At 73.3% G+C, this 14,866-nt stretch carries 14 protein-coding genes; 10 read left to right on the plus strand and 4 right to left on the minus strand.

All coding sequences use genetic code 11. The annotated features are described in order from the left end of the window. Both D1825_RS04230 and D1825_RS04235 read left to right on the plus strand, forming a co-directional pair. Positions 1 to 1,333, plus strand: a 1,333-nt coding sequence (locus D1825_RS04230; RefSeq protein WP_138067449.1) for an alpha/beta hydrolase family protein, incomplete at its 5' end; no start/stop codon positions are given. 91 nt (positions 1,334 to 1,424) lie between these two features. Next, the gene (locus tag D1825_RS04235) at positions 1,425 to 1,613 is read left to right on the plus strand and encodes a DUF5302 domain-containing protein (protein ID WP_118766217.1); all 189 of its coding nucleotides are present in this window, start codon (positions 1,425 to 1,427) and stop codon (positions 1,611 to 1,613) included. Positions 1,614 to 1,686: 73 nt separating this feature from the next. On the opposite strand, the gene serA is transcribed toward D1825_RS04235, so the two are convergent. Then, the gene (gene serA / locus D1825_RS04240) at positions 1,687 to 2,886 is read right to left on the minus strand and encodes a phosphoglycerate dehydrogenase (RefSeq protein ID WP_118766218.1); all 1,200 of its coding nucleotides are present in this window, start codon (positions 2,884 to 2,886) and stop codon (positions 1,687 to 1,689) included. Between the two features lie 61 nt (positions 2,887 to 2,947). Beyond that, complete coding sequence (locus D1825_RS04245) at positions 2,948 to 5,233, minus strand: HelD family protein (protein ID WP_118766219.1); 2,286 nt, start codon at positions 5,231 to 5,233, stop codon at positions 2,948 to 2,950. Between the two features lie 213 nt (positions 5,234 to 5,446). On the opposite strand from D1825_RS04245, the gene D1825_RS04250 reads away from it, so the two are divergent. From D1825_RS04250 to D1825_RS04270, 5 genes are all read left to right on the plus strand, one after another. Then, a complete protein-coding gene (locus D1825_RS04250; protein ID WP_407643293.1) occupies positions 5,447 to 6,643 on the plus strand; it encodes a PP2C family protein-serine/threonine phosphatase in 1,197 nt (398 codons plus the stop codon). Next, on the plus strand, positions 6,640 to 8,223 hold the full coding sequence (locus D1825_RS04255) for a sensor histidine kinase (RefSeq protein WP_233549624.1): 1,584 nt from the start codon (positions 6,640 to 6,642) through the stop codon (positions 8,221 to 8,223). Before D1825_RS04250 ends, D1825_RS04255 begins: the two co-directional genes overlap by 4 nt. Before the next feature lie 23 nt (positions 8,224 to 8,246). Next, positions 8,247 to 8,687: a response regulator gene (locus D1825_RS04260; RefSeq protein ID WP_118766220.1), complete on the plus strand. Its 441-nt coding sequence runs from the start codon at positions 8,247 to 8,249 to the stop codon at positions 8,685 to 8,687. Between the two features lie 147 nt (positions 8,688 to 8,834). Beyond that, entirely contained in the window at positions 8,835 to 9,767 is a 933-nt protein-coding gene (locus D1825_RS04265) for a PAC2 family protein (protein ID WP_118766221.1), read from the plus strand. A 155-nt stretch (positions 9,768 to 9,922) separates the two neighbouring features. Further along, on the plus strand, positions 9,923 to 10,126 hold the full coding sequence (locus D1825_RS04270) for a cold-shock protein (protein WP_118766222.1): 204 nt from the start codon (positions 9,923 to 9,925) through the stop codon (positions 10,124 to 10,126). A gap of 65 nt (positions 10,127 to 10,191) precedes the next feature. On the opposite strand, the gene D1825_RS04275 is transcribed toward D1825_RS04270, so the two are convergent. Beyond that, a complete protein-coding gene (locus tag D1825_RS04275) occupies positions 10,192 to 10,980 on the minus strand; it encodes a spermidine synthase (protein ID WP_233549625.1) in 789 nt (262 codons plus the stop codon). 174 nt (positions 10,981 to 11,154) lie between these two features. Here D1825_RS04275 and D1825_RS04280 point away from each other — a divergent pair, with 174 nt between their 5' ends. From D1825_RS04280 to D1825_RS04290, 3 genes are read left to right on the plus strand one after another with little or no spacing between them, the layout of a single operon-like run. Then, entirely contained in the window at positions 11,155 to 11,667 is a 513-nt protein-coding gene (locus D1825_RS04280) for an SAV_6107 family HEPN domain-containing protein (protein WP_158580676.1), read from the plus strand. Continuing rightward, complete coding sequence (dinB, locus tag D1825_RS04285) at positions 11,664 to 12,971, plus strand: DNA polymerase IV (RefSeq protein WP_118766224.1); 1,308 nt, start codon at positions 11,664 to 11,666, stop codon at positions 12,969 to 12,971. The genes D1825_RS04280 and dinB overlap by 4 nt, the downstream gene beginning before the upstream one ends. A 37-nt stretch (positions 12,972 to 13,008) precedes the next feature. Beyond that, a complete protein-coding gene (locus D1825_RS04290; protein ID WP_118766225.1) occupies positions 13,009 to 13,410 on the plus strand; it encodes a DUF3040 domain-containing protein in 402 nt (133 codons plus the stop codon). Here the strand turns inward: D1825_RS04290 and D1825_RS04295 are convergent. Next, positions 13,355 to 14,866 (minus strand): DUF3488 and transglutaminase-like domain-containing protein (locus D1825_RS04295; RefSeq protein ID WP_138067450.1); only part of this gene is annotated, 1,512 nt, incomplete at its 5' end. The two genes, D1825_RS04290 and D1825_RS04295, sit on opposite strands and share 56 nt — an antisense overlap.

Genomic DNA, 14,866 nt, shown 5'->3' on the forward strand with positions numbered 1-14,866 from the left:
CTCGCTCGTCGTCTCGATGGCCCGGCACGCGAGCCGCGAGCAGGACCTGCGCAGCGACGTCGTCAAGGTCGCCGCACGCGAGCTCGCCGAGCCGGTGGCGCTGACCGACGCCGACCAGGGCGCGACGCTCGACGTCTGCGGCATCCGCGCGTCGTCCGACGGGTCGGTGCTGTGGTTCGTCGGCTCGGACGTCGGCGAGTCCGGCCGCGACTTCGTCGCCGCGCAGAGCGGCCTGTTCGAGCTGCCCCTGAGCGAGGGTGCGACGCCGAGGCGGCTGACCGACCTCGAGACCGTGGACCTGCTCTCCGACGTGCTGGTCGAGCACGAGGGCCGCCCGGTCGTGGCGGACCAGCGCCGGGGAGCGGTCCACCTCGTGCGCGTCGGTGAGGACGGCGCGCTGGAGGACCTGGTCGCTGGGCCCGTCGTCGTCACGGCCGCCGGTACGGGCGGGGGAGCGCTCGTCGCGGTCGTCGCCACGGCGCTCTCGTCGGGCGAGCTCGTCGTCGGGGACACCACGCTCACGGACTTCTCGGCGGACCTGGTGGCCACGGGCCGGGTGCGCACGGGCACCGAGCTCACCGCGACCGCGCCCGACGGCTACCCGGTGCACGGCTGGCTGACCCTGCCGGACCCGGAGCGCTACCCCGGACCGCGTCCCACGATCCTGCTGATCCACGGCGGACCGTTCGCGCAGTACACGCACGCGGTGTTCGACGAGGTGCAGGGGCTGGTCGAGGCCGGCTACGCGGTCGTGCACGGCAACCCGCGCGGCTCGGCGGGGTACGGCCGCGCGCACGGACTGGCCATCAAGAACGGCTTCGGCACGGTCGACGCCGACGACGTCCTGGCGCTGCTCGATGCAGCCCTGACCGACGACGCCCTCGACGCCGACCGCGTGGGCGTGATGGGCGGCTCGTACGGCGGCTACATGACGGCGTGGCTGACCACGCGCACGCACCGGTTCGCGGGCGCGATCGTCGAGCGCGGCTTCCTCGACCCGGTGAGCTTCGTCGGGTCGAGCGACATCGGCTGGTTCTTCGGCATGGGGTACCTCGGCGAGGACGCGGACGCCGTGGCGGCGCAGTCCCCGATGGCGCACGTCGGCGCGGTGCGGACGCCGACCCTGGTGATCCACTCCGAGCAGGACTGGCGCTGCCCGGTCGAGCAGGGGCAGCGCTGGTTCGTCGAGCTCAAGCGACGTGGTGTGCACTCCGAGCTCCTGCTGTTCCCGGGCGAGGGCCACGAGCTCACGCGCTCGGGCCGGCCGAGCCACCGCAAGGCCCGGTTCGAGCACGTGCTGACCTGGTGGGCCACGCACCTGCCCGTCGCGTGACGTGGAACTCGCTGGCGCCGCGGGCCGGTGTCAGTCAGGCTGGGGTCGAGCCCGCGCGATGCGGGCGGCACGACGAGACGAAGGAGACGCCATGGCGCAGGACGACAAGGCAGGAGCCGTGAGCGAGGACGCCAAGGCCAAGTTCCGCGAGGCGCTCGACCGGAAGAAGACGGCGAGCCACCGCACCGCGGACGGCACGGCGAACACCGGTCAGGTGCACGGTTCCGAGACCGCGGGCCCGTCCCAGCGGCGGTTCCAGCGCAAGTCCGGCTCGGCCTGATCCACGACGACGAAGCGGCCCGTCCCCATGGCTGGGGGCGGGCCGCTTCGTCGTGCGGGCGCCAGGACCGGCGTCAGGACAGGACGCGCAGGCGGATCGCCTCGGGCTGCGACGACAGGGCGGCGACGACCGCCGGGTCGACGGGCGAGCCGGCGTCGGTGACGACGTAGCCGATCTCCCCGCGGGTCGCGAGCAGCTGGCCCTCGATGTTCACGCCGTGCTCGGCGAGGGTCGCGTTGATGCCGGCCAGCACGCCGGGGACGTTGTGGTGCAGGTACGCGAGCCGGTGCACGCCCGGGTACTGGTCGAGAGCCACGTTGGGCAGGTTGACCGACAGCGTCGTCGAGCCGGTGGCGATGTAGTCGCGCAGCTTGTGGGCGACGAACTGGCCGATCGCCTCCTGGGCCTCCTCGGTCGAGCCGCCCGTGTGCGGCGTGAGGATGACGTTCGGCAGGCCGCGCAGCTCGGACTCGAACGGGTCGCCCTTGCGCTTGGGCTCGACCGGGAACACGTCGACCGCGGCACCCGAGAGGTGGCCCGAGACGATCGCGTCGCGCAGCGCGGCCGGGTCGACGACGAACCCGCGGGACAGGTTCATCAGCACCGAGCCGGGCTTCATCCGGGCGATCTGCTTGGCACCGAACAGGCCCGCGTTCCCTGAGCGCCCGTCGACGTGCAGCGTGACGACGTCTGCCGTCTCGAGCAGCTCGTCGAGGGTGTGCATCCGGCGGGCGTTGCCGAGTGCGAGCTTCTCGGCGGTGTCGTAGAAGACCACGGACATGCCGAGGTTCTCCGCGAGCACCGACAGCTGCGTGCCGATGTTGCCGTAGCCGATGATGCCGAGCGTGCGGCCGCGGACCTCGTGCGCGCCGACCGCCGACTTGTTCCAGACGCCGTCGTGCATCTGCTTGTCGAACTCGGTCAGGCGTCGCGTGAGGCCGATGATCTCGGCGATCGCGATCTCGACGACCGAGCGCGTGTTGGAGAACGGCGCGTTGAACGTCGCGATGCCGCGCGACGCGGCCGCGGCCAGGTCGATCTGGTTGGTGCCGATGCAGAACGCACCGATCGAGACCAGGTCGGCGGCCTGCTCGATCGCCGCCGCCGTGACCTGGGTCTTGGAGCGGATGCCGAGCAGGTGGACGCCCTCGAGCGCCTCGATCAGCTCGGGCTCGTCGAGCGCACCCGTGCGGGTGACGACGTCGAAGCCGGCCTCCTCGAGGATGGCGCGCGACTGAGGGTGGAGGTTCTCGAGCAACAGGGCCTTGGGCACGCGCCTATCGTGCGCCTGTCCGCGGGTCGGGCACAGCACCGTCCGACCAGCGGACAGGCTCTCAGGCCTCGATCCCGGCCGGCAGGTCGGCGCTGTGGACCACGTGCAGCACCCTCGTCGGGCGGGTCATCGCGACGTACAGGTCACCCGCGGACTCCGCCAGGACGTCGGCGGGCTCGACGAGCACGACCGCGTCGAACTCGAGCCCCTTGGCCTCGCGCGGCGTGAGCAGCACGAGCGGAGCGTCCAGGTCGGCAGCGGTCGTCGGCTGGCCGACCGCGGGCGCGAGGCCGGCGCCGAGCAGCGCCGCCCGCACGGCGAGCACGGACGCGTCGACCGCGATGACCGCGACGCGGCCCGCCCCCAGCTCGTCGGACACGTCGGTCACGGCCTGCTTGGCGCAGTCCGCCGCGGCGTCGAGCAGCCCTCGGGCGGGCTCGCGCGTGATCCGCAGCGCGTCGTCGACCTCGCGCGCGGACGTCAGCGGGCTGACGGGCAGACCGGCGGCCTTCGCCATCCGGACCGCGGCATCGGCCACCGCGGCGGGCGTGCGGTAGTTCACGGTGAGCTCGTTGAGGCGCCAGGAGTCGCGCAGCACGGGGTCGAGCATGCGGCGCCAGCTGCGGGCACCGCCCGCGGCCGACGTCTGGGCGACGTCGCCGACGATGGTCAGCGACCGGGTGGGCACGCGGCGCAGCAGCACGCGCCACGCCATGGCCGACAGCTCCTGGGCCTCGTCGACCACGACGTGGCCGTAGGTCCACGACCGGTCGCTCGCCGCGCGCTCGGCCGTGGTCAGCGCCGGACCGCCCGAGGCGAAGCGGTCGGCGAGGAGCTCGGCGGACACGAGCGCGCCCGAGCCCGTCGACTCGAGCACCTGGCGCGCGTAGGCGACCTCGGTCGCGCGCTGCTCCGCCGCGACGCGGGCCTGCGCGCGCGCGGCCTGGTCGTCCTCGCCGAGCAGCTCGGCGGCCTCGTCGAGCAGCGGGACGTCCGCGGGGGTCCAGGGAGCGTCGGCGTCCCGCTCGAGGAGCGCTCGCTGCTCGGACGTGAGGTCCGGCGCGGCCTGCTCGAGCCGCCACGGCCGGGAGTAGAGGTCGGACAGCAGCTTCTGCGGGGTGAGCGGCATCCACGCGAGGTTGAGCGCGATGCGGACCTCGCGGTTGCCGCGCAGCTCGCCGATGATCTCCTGACGCTCGTCGGGCTGGACGTCCCAGCCCAGCTGCGCGCCGTACTGGTCGGCGAGGCGGCCGAGCATGTCACGCACGAACGTCACGCGCGCCTGGTTGTGCGGGCGGTGCTGGCGCCGGGCGCGGTGCATGGCTCCCGCGATGTCGCCGGGCCGGATGACGATCGTCACGCCGTCGATCCGCACGGTCGTGGACTCGGCGGGGACGCGCTGCCGCACGCGCACCGCGCGGGCGATGATCGGCGCCATCGTCGCGCGGCCCTTGAGCTCGGCGACCGCCTCGTCCTCGGTGCCGGACGCGAGGACGCCGGGCACGAGCTCCCCGATCGTCGTGGTGACCACGCCCGTCTCGCCGAGCGACGGGAGCACCTGGTCGATGTAGCGCAGGAACGTGCGGCTCGGGCCCACGAGCAGCACGCCCGAGCGCTCGAGCGTGCGGCGGTGCGCGTAGAGCAGGTACGCCGCCCGGTGCAGCGCGACGGCCGTCTTGCCCGTGCCGGGACCACCCTGGACGACGAGCGCGCCGCCGAGCTCGGAGCGGATGATCGCGTCCTGCTCGCCCTGGATGGTCGCGACGATGTCGCCCATCCGGCCGGTGCGGCCGGCGCGCAGGCCCGCGAGCAGCGCGCCCTCGCCCGAGAGCCCGTCGAGGCGCCCCTGCGCGTCCTCGTCGGTCAGCAGGTCCAGGTCGAGCACCTCGTCCTCGACGCTCGTGACGGTCCGGCCGCGGGTCACGACGTGCCGTCGTCGGACGACGCCGTCGGGGTGGGCCGCCGTCGCGCGGTAGAACGCCTGTGCCGCGGGGGCGCGCCAGTCGGTGAGGAGCTGGGTCTGCTCGTCGTCGGTCAGCCCGATGCGCCCGATGTAGCGGCGCGTGTCGTCGTCGAGGTCGATGCGGCCGAAGACGAGGCGCTCCTCGACGGCCTCGAGCTGCGAGAGCCGGTCCTCGTAGAGGGTCGCGAAGGCGTCACGCTCGCTGCGGTTCTGCGGCGATCCCGCGGGTCCGGTGCGCCGGACCTCGGCGAGTCGTTCGCGGGTTCCCGACCGGAGCTCGTCGAGGCGTCCGTACATGACGTCGACCGTCTTCTGCTCACCGGTCAGCTCGTCGTTCGTGCCTGTCACGTGCGCGTTCTCCCGTCCACCGACCACCTTGCTCATCACGTGCTCACCACGTGCTCACCACGTGCTCACCACGTGCCGCGCCCCCAGGACCGTGCACGGCGCTCGGAGCGGCCGTCCATTATCTGCCCTGCCGGCCGTGCCCGCGTCCGCCGTCCGGGCGGAGCGCGGGTGAAGGGCCGTTCGGGTGGTTGGTGAGCGGGGCCGCGGGGTGAGCCGTACGCTTCGGGGTGCCCGAGAGAGAGGACGCCCGTGACGGACGTTCCGGCCACCACCGGCCTCCTGCGTGACCGTGCGTCCTCGCGCGACGACGACCGCCAGATCCGCCTCCTGCTCGTCGAGGACGACGACGGCGACGCGATGCTCGTCTCCGAGCACCTCCAGGACGCGGGCCTCGACGTCTCGCTGACCTGGGTGCGGACGCTCGACGAGGCCGTCGAGTCGCTCGACGTCGACTGCGTGCTGCTCGACCTGGGCCTGCCCGACGCGACCGGCATCCCCGCGCTCGAGCGGCTGCTGGCGGCCGGTGCTCCCGCGGTCGTCGTGCTGACCGGCCTCACGGGCGGCGACACGGGCGTGCAGGCTGTCGCCGCGGGCGCGCAGGACTACCTCGTGAAGGACGAGGTCGACGGTCAGAAGCTGAGCCGTGCGGTCCGGTACGCGGTCCAGCGCCGCCGGCTCGAGGCGACCGACCGCGAGCTCTACCGCAGCCTGGTGCGGGCCGAGGAGACCAACCGGCTCGAGCGCGCCCTGCTGCCCAAGCCGCTGGTCAAGGACGAGGGTCTCGAGGTCCGCGTCGGCTACCGCGCGGGCCGCGACGGCGTGCTCGGCGGTGACTTCTACGACGTGGTCGAGCGTCCGGACGGCACGGTGCTCGCGATCGTCGGCGACGTGTGCGGGCACGGCCCCGACGAGGCGGCGCTCGGTGCGACGCTCCGTACGGCGTGGCGGACCCTCGTGCTGACCGGCACCCGGCCCGGCGACATCCTCGGCCTGCTCGAGGTCGTCCTCGAGGCGGAGCGCGCGCGTCCGGAGGTCTTCACGACCGTCGCGATGCTCGTCATCGCCCCGGGCCGCGGGTCCGCCGACATGTACCTCGCCGGCCACCCTGTCCCGCTCGTGCTCGGCCCGCCGTCGGAGCTGCCGCCCACGCACCGCCGCGGGCGCGCGCTCGGCATCCCCGTCGGGGGGACATGGCACGCGCAGGTGCTGGACCTCGGGCCGAGCTGGCGGCTCATGATGTATACCGACGGCCTCCTCGAGGCGACGGTGGAGGGCGGCCCGGAGCGGCTCGGCAAGACCGGCCTGCTCGCGGTCGTGGACCGGGCCCTGGTCGACCAGGGCGAACCCGTCGACCTGGTCGATCGCGTGCTGCACGACGTGCGCACGCTGCACGGCGGCGACCTCGTCGACGACGCGGCCGTCGTCGTCCTCGGGTGGGGCGCGTGAGCGTGAGCGCACCGGCGCGACCGGTGACCTCCGACGCGCCCGCGCGCACCGGCATGACGCTGCGCCGTCGCCTGACGACGCTGCTCGTCGTCGCCGGCGTGGTGCTCGGTCTGCTGCTCGGCGGGGCCGCGTACGTGTTCGCCCAGCTCTTCGACCGGCAGTCGGCCGTGACCGAGGACATCTTCGGCGCCGTCGTCGGCGCCGACCGTGCCCTCGTCGCGTACGTCGACGCCGAGACCGGGCTGCGCGGCTTCGCACTCACGGGCGACGACGCCACGCTCGAGCCGTACGCGACCACGGTCGCGGACCTCCCGACCTTCACCGCCCTCGCCGACGACCTGTCGGGCGTGAGCAGCGAGCCGCGTCTGCACGAGACTGCGGCGGCGGCCGACGCGGCAGCGCGCGCGTGGATCGACGACTACGCCGAGCCGCTCATCGCGCAGGTGCGATCGGAGGGGCCCGAGTCGGTCACGCCCGCCGAGGTCGAGGCCGGCAAGCAGCAGTTCGACGCTCTGCGGGCGTCCGTCGGTGCGTTCACCGACGAGGTGCGTGACGTGCGCCGAGACGTGGCGGCCGAGCTCGCGCAGTGGACCCGGTACGCGTCCGTGGTCGTCGCCCTGCTGGCCATCGCGGCCGTCACGGTCGGCATCCTGCTGTGGACCGCGCTGCGCCGCTGGGTGGTCGAGCCCCTCGACGGGCTCGCCTCCGACGCCCGGATCGTCTCCGACGGCGATCTCACGCACGCCGTCACCGCGACCGGGCCCGGCGAGATCGCCGACCTCGCGCGCGACGTCGAGTTGATGCGCACCGCGCTGCTGACCCAGGTCCAGGCGGTCGAGGATTCGCACGCCATGCTCGAGGACCAGGCCGAGGAGCTGCGCCGGTCCAACCGCGACCTCGAGCAGTTCGCCTACGTCGCGTCGCACGACCTGCAGGAGCCGCTGCGTAAGGTCGCGAGCTTCACGCAGCTGCTGCAGAAGCGCTACGGCGGGCAGATGGACGAGCGCGCGGACCAGTACATCGAGTTCGCGGTCGACGGCGCCAAGCGCATGCAGCGGCTCATCCAGGACCTGCTGGGCTTCAGCCGCGTGGGCCGGGTCGGCGGCGAGGTGACCGACGTCGACCTCAACGCGGCGCTCGCGGCCGCGCTCGACAACCTCGAGCAGGCGGTCGACGACGCGGGTGCCGTGGTCACGCACGACGACCTGCCGACGATCCGGGGCGAGTTCCCGCTGATCGTCCAGCTGTTCCAGAACCTCGTCGGGAACGCCGTGAAGTTCCGCGCGCCCGATCGCGTGCCGCAGATCCACCTCAGCGCGCGTCCCGTGGAAGACTCCACGAAGGGCGAGTGGGAGCTGCGCTGCCAGGACAACGGCATCGGCATCGACGCGCAGTACGCGGACCGGGTCTTCGTGATCTTCCAGCGGCTGCACGCCAAGGACGTGTACGAGGGGACGGGCATCGGCCTGGCCCTGTGCAAGAAGATCGTCGAGTTCCACGGCGGTCACATCTGGATCGACCCGCCCGCGGGCGACGGCACCAGCATCCGCTGGACGCTGCCCTCGGGCACCGACGACTGACCCGACCGGGTCGAAGGAGAACAGTGACCGAAGCACGCAAGCCCATCGACGTCCTGCTGGTCGAGGACGACCCGGGCGACGTCCTGATGACGCGCGAGGCGTTCGCGGAGCACAAGGTGGCCAACCGGCTCTCGGTCGTCTCGGACGGCGTCAGCGCGCTCGAGTTCCTGCGCAAGGAGGGCGAGCACGCCGACGCCCCCACGCCCGACCTCATCCTGCTCGACCTCAACCTGCCGCGGATGGACGGTCGCGAGGTGCTGGAGGCGCTCAAGGCCGACGACCGGCTGCGGGCGATCCCCGTCGTCGTGCTGACCACGAGCGAGGCTGAGGAGGACGTGGTGCGCAGCTACTCGCTGCACGCCAACGCCTACGTCACCAAGCCGGTCGACTTCGACCGGTTCATCGACGTGGTGCGCCAGATCGACGAGTTCTTCGTCGAGGTCGTGCGGCTGCCCTCCCGCTGACGTCGCGCTGACGTCCCGCTCACAGCGAACAAAGTCGGCGGCCCCCTCGGGAAGAGGGGGCCGCCGACTCGTGTTGACGCAGGTGTGCCGACCCCGACGGCACGGGACCCTGCGGTCCCAGGACGAACGAGAGGTGCGTGCCCACGCATGCTGGACCCGAGCGAGATCTACGAGGTCGTCCCTGAGGTCGCTGCCGAGCTCGACGCCCGGACCGCGAGCGGCCCCGGACCGGTCCTCGTGCACGCCGTGCGGGGGTTCATCGACGCCGGCAACGCGGGCCAGCTCGCGGCCGAGCACCTCTCGGAGGAGCTGACGAGCACGCGGCTCGCGTCGTTCGACACCGACCAGCTCGTCGACTACCGGTCGCGCCGCCCGACCATGACGTTCGACGCCACCACGTGGTCGTCGTACGACGAGCCCGAGCTGGTCGTCGACCTCGTCCAGGACGCCGCGGGCACCCCGTTCCTGCTCATGCACGGCTCCGAGCCCGACGTGCAGTGGGAGCGGTACGTCGCCGCGGTGCGCCAGATCGTCGAGCGCTTCGACGTCTCGCTGACCATCGGGCTGCACGGCATCCCCATGGGCATCCCGCACACGCGACCGGCGTCGGTGACCGCGCACGCCACGCGCCCCGAGCTCGTCGCCGACCACCCGTCGTGGTTCGGCACGGTGCAGGTCCCGGCGAGCGCGAGCTCGCTGCTCGAGCTGCGACTGGGGGAGTCCGGGCACGACGCCATGGGCTTCGCGGTGCACGTTCCGCACTACCTCACGCAGTCGTCCTACCCGCAGGCGAGCATCGCGGCGCTGCACGCGGTCGAGCGTGCGACCGGCCTGGAGCTGCGGACCGACGCGCTCACCGCCGCCGCGACGGATGCGACTGCGGAGATCGAGCGGCAGGTGGCGGACAACGAGGACGTCGCGGGCGTGGTGCACGCGCTCGAGGAGCAGTACGACGCGTTCGCCCGCAGCTCCGGCCGTGGCAGCCTGCTCGCGCGATCGGCGGACCTGCCGACCGCGGACGAGCTCGGAGCCGAGTTCGAGCGGTTCCTCGCGCAGCAGGGCGACGACCCGACCGTGTGACGTTTACCCAATCGTTGTCGAACCATGGGAGTTCGGCGGACGAAACCGTGGCGCCGGCCACGTCGCACGTGCAAACATTTGCGCGTTGCGGGTGACCGCAGCACGACACGGAGCCGGTCCGTCGTCGTCACCGGTAAGACAGAAGGAAGCAAGACATGGCCCAGGGCGCAGTGAAGTGGTTCAACTCCGAGAAGGGCTTCGGGTTCATCGCCCAGGACGGCGGCGGTGCCGACGTCTTCGTCCACTACTCCGCGATCGCGACCCAGGGCTACCGCAGCCTCGACGAGGGCCAGCGTGTCGAGTTCGACATCACGCAGGGCCCCAAGGGCCCGCAGGCGGAGAACGTCACCCCGCTCTGAATCGCGTCCGCCGACCGATCGGTCGGTGAGGTCCGTCGGGCCGTCTCCCCGTGTGGGAGGCGGCCCTACGGCGTCTCCGGGTCCCTCAGCACAGGCGCCCGGCCGACGAATGCCGCGAGCTCCTCGCCGTGCAGCAGGCGCGCGGGCGCGGGCAGGCTGCGCACGGCACGGGCGAGCGCCGCGGACCCGAGCAGGTCGGTGCGGTCGGTCCCGACGAGCACCAGGTTGCCGTACCCCCGGCCGCGCAGGATCCCGGGCTCGGCGACCGCCGCGACGTCGCCGAACGCGTCCGCGAGCGTCGCGCACTCGGAGCGGGCCGCGGCCAGAGGCGGCCGGTCGGCGCAGTTGACGAGGTAGACGCCCCCTGGGCGCAGCACGCGCACGACCTCGCCCGCCATCTCGCGGGTCACGACGTGCGCCGGCGTGGTCGAGCCGGCGAAGACGTCGCGGACGACGACGTCGGCGCTCGCGTCCGGCATCGCCGCGAGCTGCTCGCGCGCATCGCCCGCGCGGATGCGCAGCGCGGGGGAGCGCGGCAGGTCGAACCAGCCGCGCACGAGCTCGGGCAGCGCGGCGTCGAGCTCGACCGCGACCTGCCTCGAGCCTGGCCGCCGCGCGTGCACGGCGCGAGCCAGTGCGCAGCCCGCGGCGCCCAGGTGCACGACGTCGATCGGCTGCGTGCCGTCGTCGAGCCGGTCCAGCACGAGCGCCATCTGCTGCATGTACTCGAACGCCAGCGCCGCCGGGTCGGCCAGGTCGAGGTACGAGCTCGGCACCCCGTTGACCAGGACCGTCACGCCGTGAGGGTCGTCCGGGTCGCGCACGAGCTCGACGGTGCCCGTCGGGATGGCCACGGGGCCGTCGGGCCACGGTGCCCGCGCGCCGGGGCGTGTGGGTGCTCGGTGGGAGGCTGACGGGCGTCGCGCAGAGCGGTCACGGGCAGCCATGGCAGCCACGGTACGGCGTTCGGCGAGGCGGTGTTGACGGACTCGAACAGATGTTCGATGATGGGGAGAGGAGGTGGGGCCATGAGTCAGCTCGACGTGGTGGCGCAGTCGCTGGTGCAGTCGCAGGACGCCGACGACAGGCGGCCCGCCTCCGTGCCCCGTGCCCCGGTCTCGCCGCGCGCCCGTGAGCTGGTGCAGCGCGCCGACACCGAGCTGCTCGCGGCGCAGTACTCCTCGGAGGCGTGGGAGCAGTTCAGCCACGCGCACCTCGCGGCACTGCGGGCCGGCGCGGCAGTGGTCGCCAGCCGCGGCACGCCGGGCGGTCGCCGTCCGCCGCGGACCGTGTGGGCGATGCTGCACCAGGTCGCGCCCGAGCTGGACGAGTGGACGGACTACTTCGCCGCCGGCGCGTCCACGCGATCGGCGGTCGAGGCCGGCAGGTTCGAGGCCGTGACGCCCGATCGCGCCGAGCAGACGCTGTGCGCTGCGGAGGACTTCGTGGACGCGGCGCGGAGCCTGGTGATGGCGGGGCAGGGCGGCTCGCCCTACCCCGTCAGCGGTCGCGCGGCCATGCTCGCCGTGAGGGCGTCGTGAGCCGGGGCCCGCGGGCCGCGGCGGCGCGGCGCGACTGGGGCAGCGAGGAGGACGGCTGCTCGATCCTGCACGTCGACATGGACGCGTTCTTCGCGTCGGTCGAGCTCGCGCGCAGGCCGCAGCTGCGCGGTCTGCCGGTGATCGTCGGGGGAGCGCAGCGCGGGGTGGTGCTGGCCGCGACGTACGAGGCTCGTGCGTTCGGGGTGCACTCGGCGATGCCCATGAGCGTCGCGCTACGAACGTGCCCGCAGGCGGTCGTCGTGCCGCCGGACCACCACGCGTACCACGAGGTCTCCGTGGGGGTCATGGAGATCCTGGGCGACGTGACGGCCCTGGTCGAGCAGGTGAGCATCGACGAGGCGTTCCTCGACGTCGCCGGCGCCCGGCGCCGGTTGGGGCCGCCGACCGTGATCGCCGCGCTGATCCGGTCCCGGGTCCAGGCGCAATTCGGGATCGCGTGCTCGGTCGGCATCGCGTCGACCAAGTTCGTGGCGAAGCTCGCGTCGAGCCACGCCAAGCCGGACGGTGTGATGCTCGTGCCGCGCGCCGCGACGGTCGACTTCCTGCACGCCCTTCCCGTCGGTGCCTTGTGGGGCGTCGGGGAGCGGACCGAGGCGGCGCTCGCCCGGTGGGGCATCGACTCGGTCGCCGAGCTCGCCGCGAGCGACGTGGCGACCGTCCAGCGGGCCGTCGGGAAGGTCGCGGGCGCACACCTGCACGACCTGGCGTGGGGGCGTGACCCGCGGCCGGTGAGCCCGGGCCGGGTAGAGAAGTCGGTCGGTGCCGAGGAGACGTTCGCGCAGGACGTCGCGAACCTCACGGTCGTGCAGGACAAGGCGCTCGAGCTCGCCGACCGGTGCGCGGCACGGCTGCGGGCCGGATCGATGGTCGGGCGGACGGTCAGCGTCAAGGTCCGCACCTCGGACTTCCGGACGCTGACGCGGTCGCGCACGCTCGCCACGCCCACCGACGTAGGCCGGGAGATCTACCTCGCCGCACGCGAGCTGCTCGCCGCGGCGGACCTCGGCGGGCTGCCCGTGCGGCTGATCGGCGTCCGCGTCGAGGGGCTCGGGCCTGCAGCCGAGACCGTGCGTCAGCCGACCCTCGAGGAAGCGTCGGCGGAGCCCGTCACCCGCGGGACGGGCGGCCCGGCGCACGGGTTCGCGACCCGCCGTGAGGCCGAGCTGGCGATGGACTCGGTGCGAGAACGTTTCGGAAAGGCCGCAATTCACGCAGGTGCGGCATCTGGGAGGCCCTCGGGCACCCGTCTGGCTACCACCTTCGTGCCAGCCGATCTATCCTGATCCTGATACGGATCCACCAGGTTCGACAGGAGTCGGGATGCCACTCTCCGAGTACGAGCAGCGCGTCCTCGAACAGATGGAGCGTCAGCTCACATCAGACGACCCGCGGCTCGCCAACACGCTCACCCAGAGCGGACACCGAGCGGTCGGACGGTACGTGATCGCGTCGGTCGGCGTGATCGTCGGCCTGCTGCTGCTCGTCTTCGGCGCCGCCGGCAGCATCCCCTTGCTGGGAGTGCTCGGCTTCGTCGTCATGTTCGCGGCCGTCGCCTTCGCTTTCGCCAACCCGGGCCGTCACCGCGGACGCTCCGGACCGCAGGGAGTCGTCGCCGGCGACGGCTCGGTGCAGCAGCGTCCCGCGCAGCGTCGTCAGCGCGCGGGCTTCATGACCCGGCTCGAGGAGCGGTGGGAGAAGCGTCGCGGCGAGGGCGGTCGCTGATCAGCGTTCCCACGGCGTCCGTGATGTCGCGGACCCACCCCTCGAGCGTCGCCGGCTCGACGTCCGGCGCGACCGGCGCGTAGCGGTCCTGCTCGACCACCCGTGACAGGGACGCGAGGCTCCGGTCGCTCACGCCCTCGAGCGTCGAGCCCGTCCGGGCGAGCAGCTGCTCCTGGATGAGCGAGACCGCCGCACGGGGCGTGGTCGCATCGCTCCACCGCACCCCGCGCGAGCCCAGCCCGCGGCGCAGGCGCGCCCACGCGGCCTCGGGCGTGAGGTCCACGCGCCGCCGCCGGCGGTGAGCCAGCGCCACGAACCCGGCGATGCCGGCGAGCAGCATCACGACGATCACGGTCACCGCGACCGGCACCCAGGACGTCGACGAGACAGTCCCGGGGGTGTTCGTCGACGTTCCGGGCTCCTGCGTGGCCGCCGAGCCCGGCTCGGTCGCCGCGGAAGTCGGGATCTGGTCCGGTCCCGGGCCGGCCGGGGCGGCGCGGAACGGGTCGCTCCACACGGGCGGGGCGCCGGACTGCACGGCGGGCGTCGGCTCGAACCGCACCCAGCCGAGCTCGGGTCCGAAGTACAGCTCGGGCCACGCGTGCGCCTGCTTGCCGGTGACGACGAACGAGTCGTCGCCGTCCGACGAGCCGGGCAGGAAGCCGATGCCCACCCGGGCGGGGATGCCGAGCGTGCGGGCCATGATCGTCATCGACGTGGCGAACTGCACGCAGTACCCGTGGGTGTCCTGCAGGAAGTCCCACACGGCGTCGTCGCTCTGGGCGGGCGCGACGCGGGTGTCGTAGGTGAAGTTGGCGGCCGAACGGAAGTACGTCTGCAGCGCCATCGCCTGCTTGTACGGGGTCGTCGCGCCCTCGGTGACCTCGGCGGCGAGCGCGGCGATGTCCTCGGTGTGCGAGGTCTGGGGCACGTCGAGGACGCCCGAGCCGGCGGAGTCCGCCGGGGGAGGCGTCGACGCGTTCTCGAGCTCGGCCGAGGTGAGGTTCGGCATCTCCACGACCATCGAGTACTGCATCCCCTGCGAGGTGCCGCGCGAGCCGAAGACCTCGTCGCGCAGGCCGTCGTACTGCCAGTTGCCGGGCACGTCGACCGCGCGCGGGAAGATGCCGATGGGCAGCCGGGTCTCGTCGAGGGCGCCGACCTTGACGTCGACCTGGGCGAGCGTGCCGCGGTCGGCGCTGGGGGCCTGGCCCGCGATCGACGGGTCCGAGGCGAGCAGGATGCCGGGCGTGACGTCCCCGGTCGACGTGGGTGCCGTGGGGGTCCACTGGCGGCCGTCGAACTCGGTGAGCGTGAACGCGCGCAGCGGTCCGAGGTTGCCGGCGCTGACGACCGGCCCGCGGGCGGTCGCGCTCGGCGACGGCAGCGGGTCCTCCTCGGGCGTCTCGATCGCGCTGACCGAGTAGGTGTACACGGTCTGCCCGGTGCGCTGGCC

The organism is Cellulomonas rhizosphaerae, assembly GCF_003470205.1.
In the GTDB taxonomy this organism is placed as follows: Bacteria; Actinomycetota; Actinomycetes; order Actinomycetales; family Cellulomonadaceae; genus Cellulomonas; species Cellulomonas rhizosphaerae.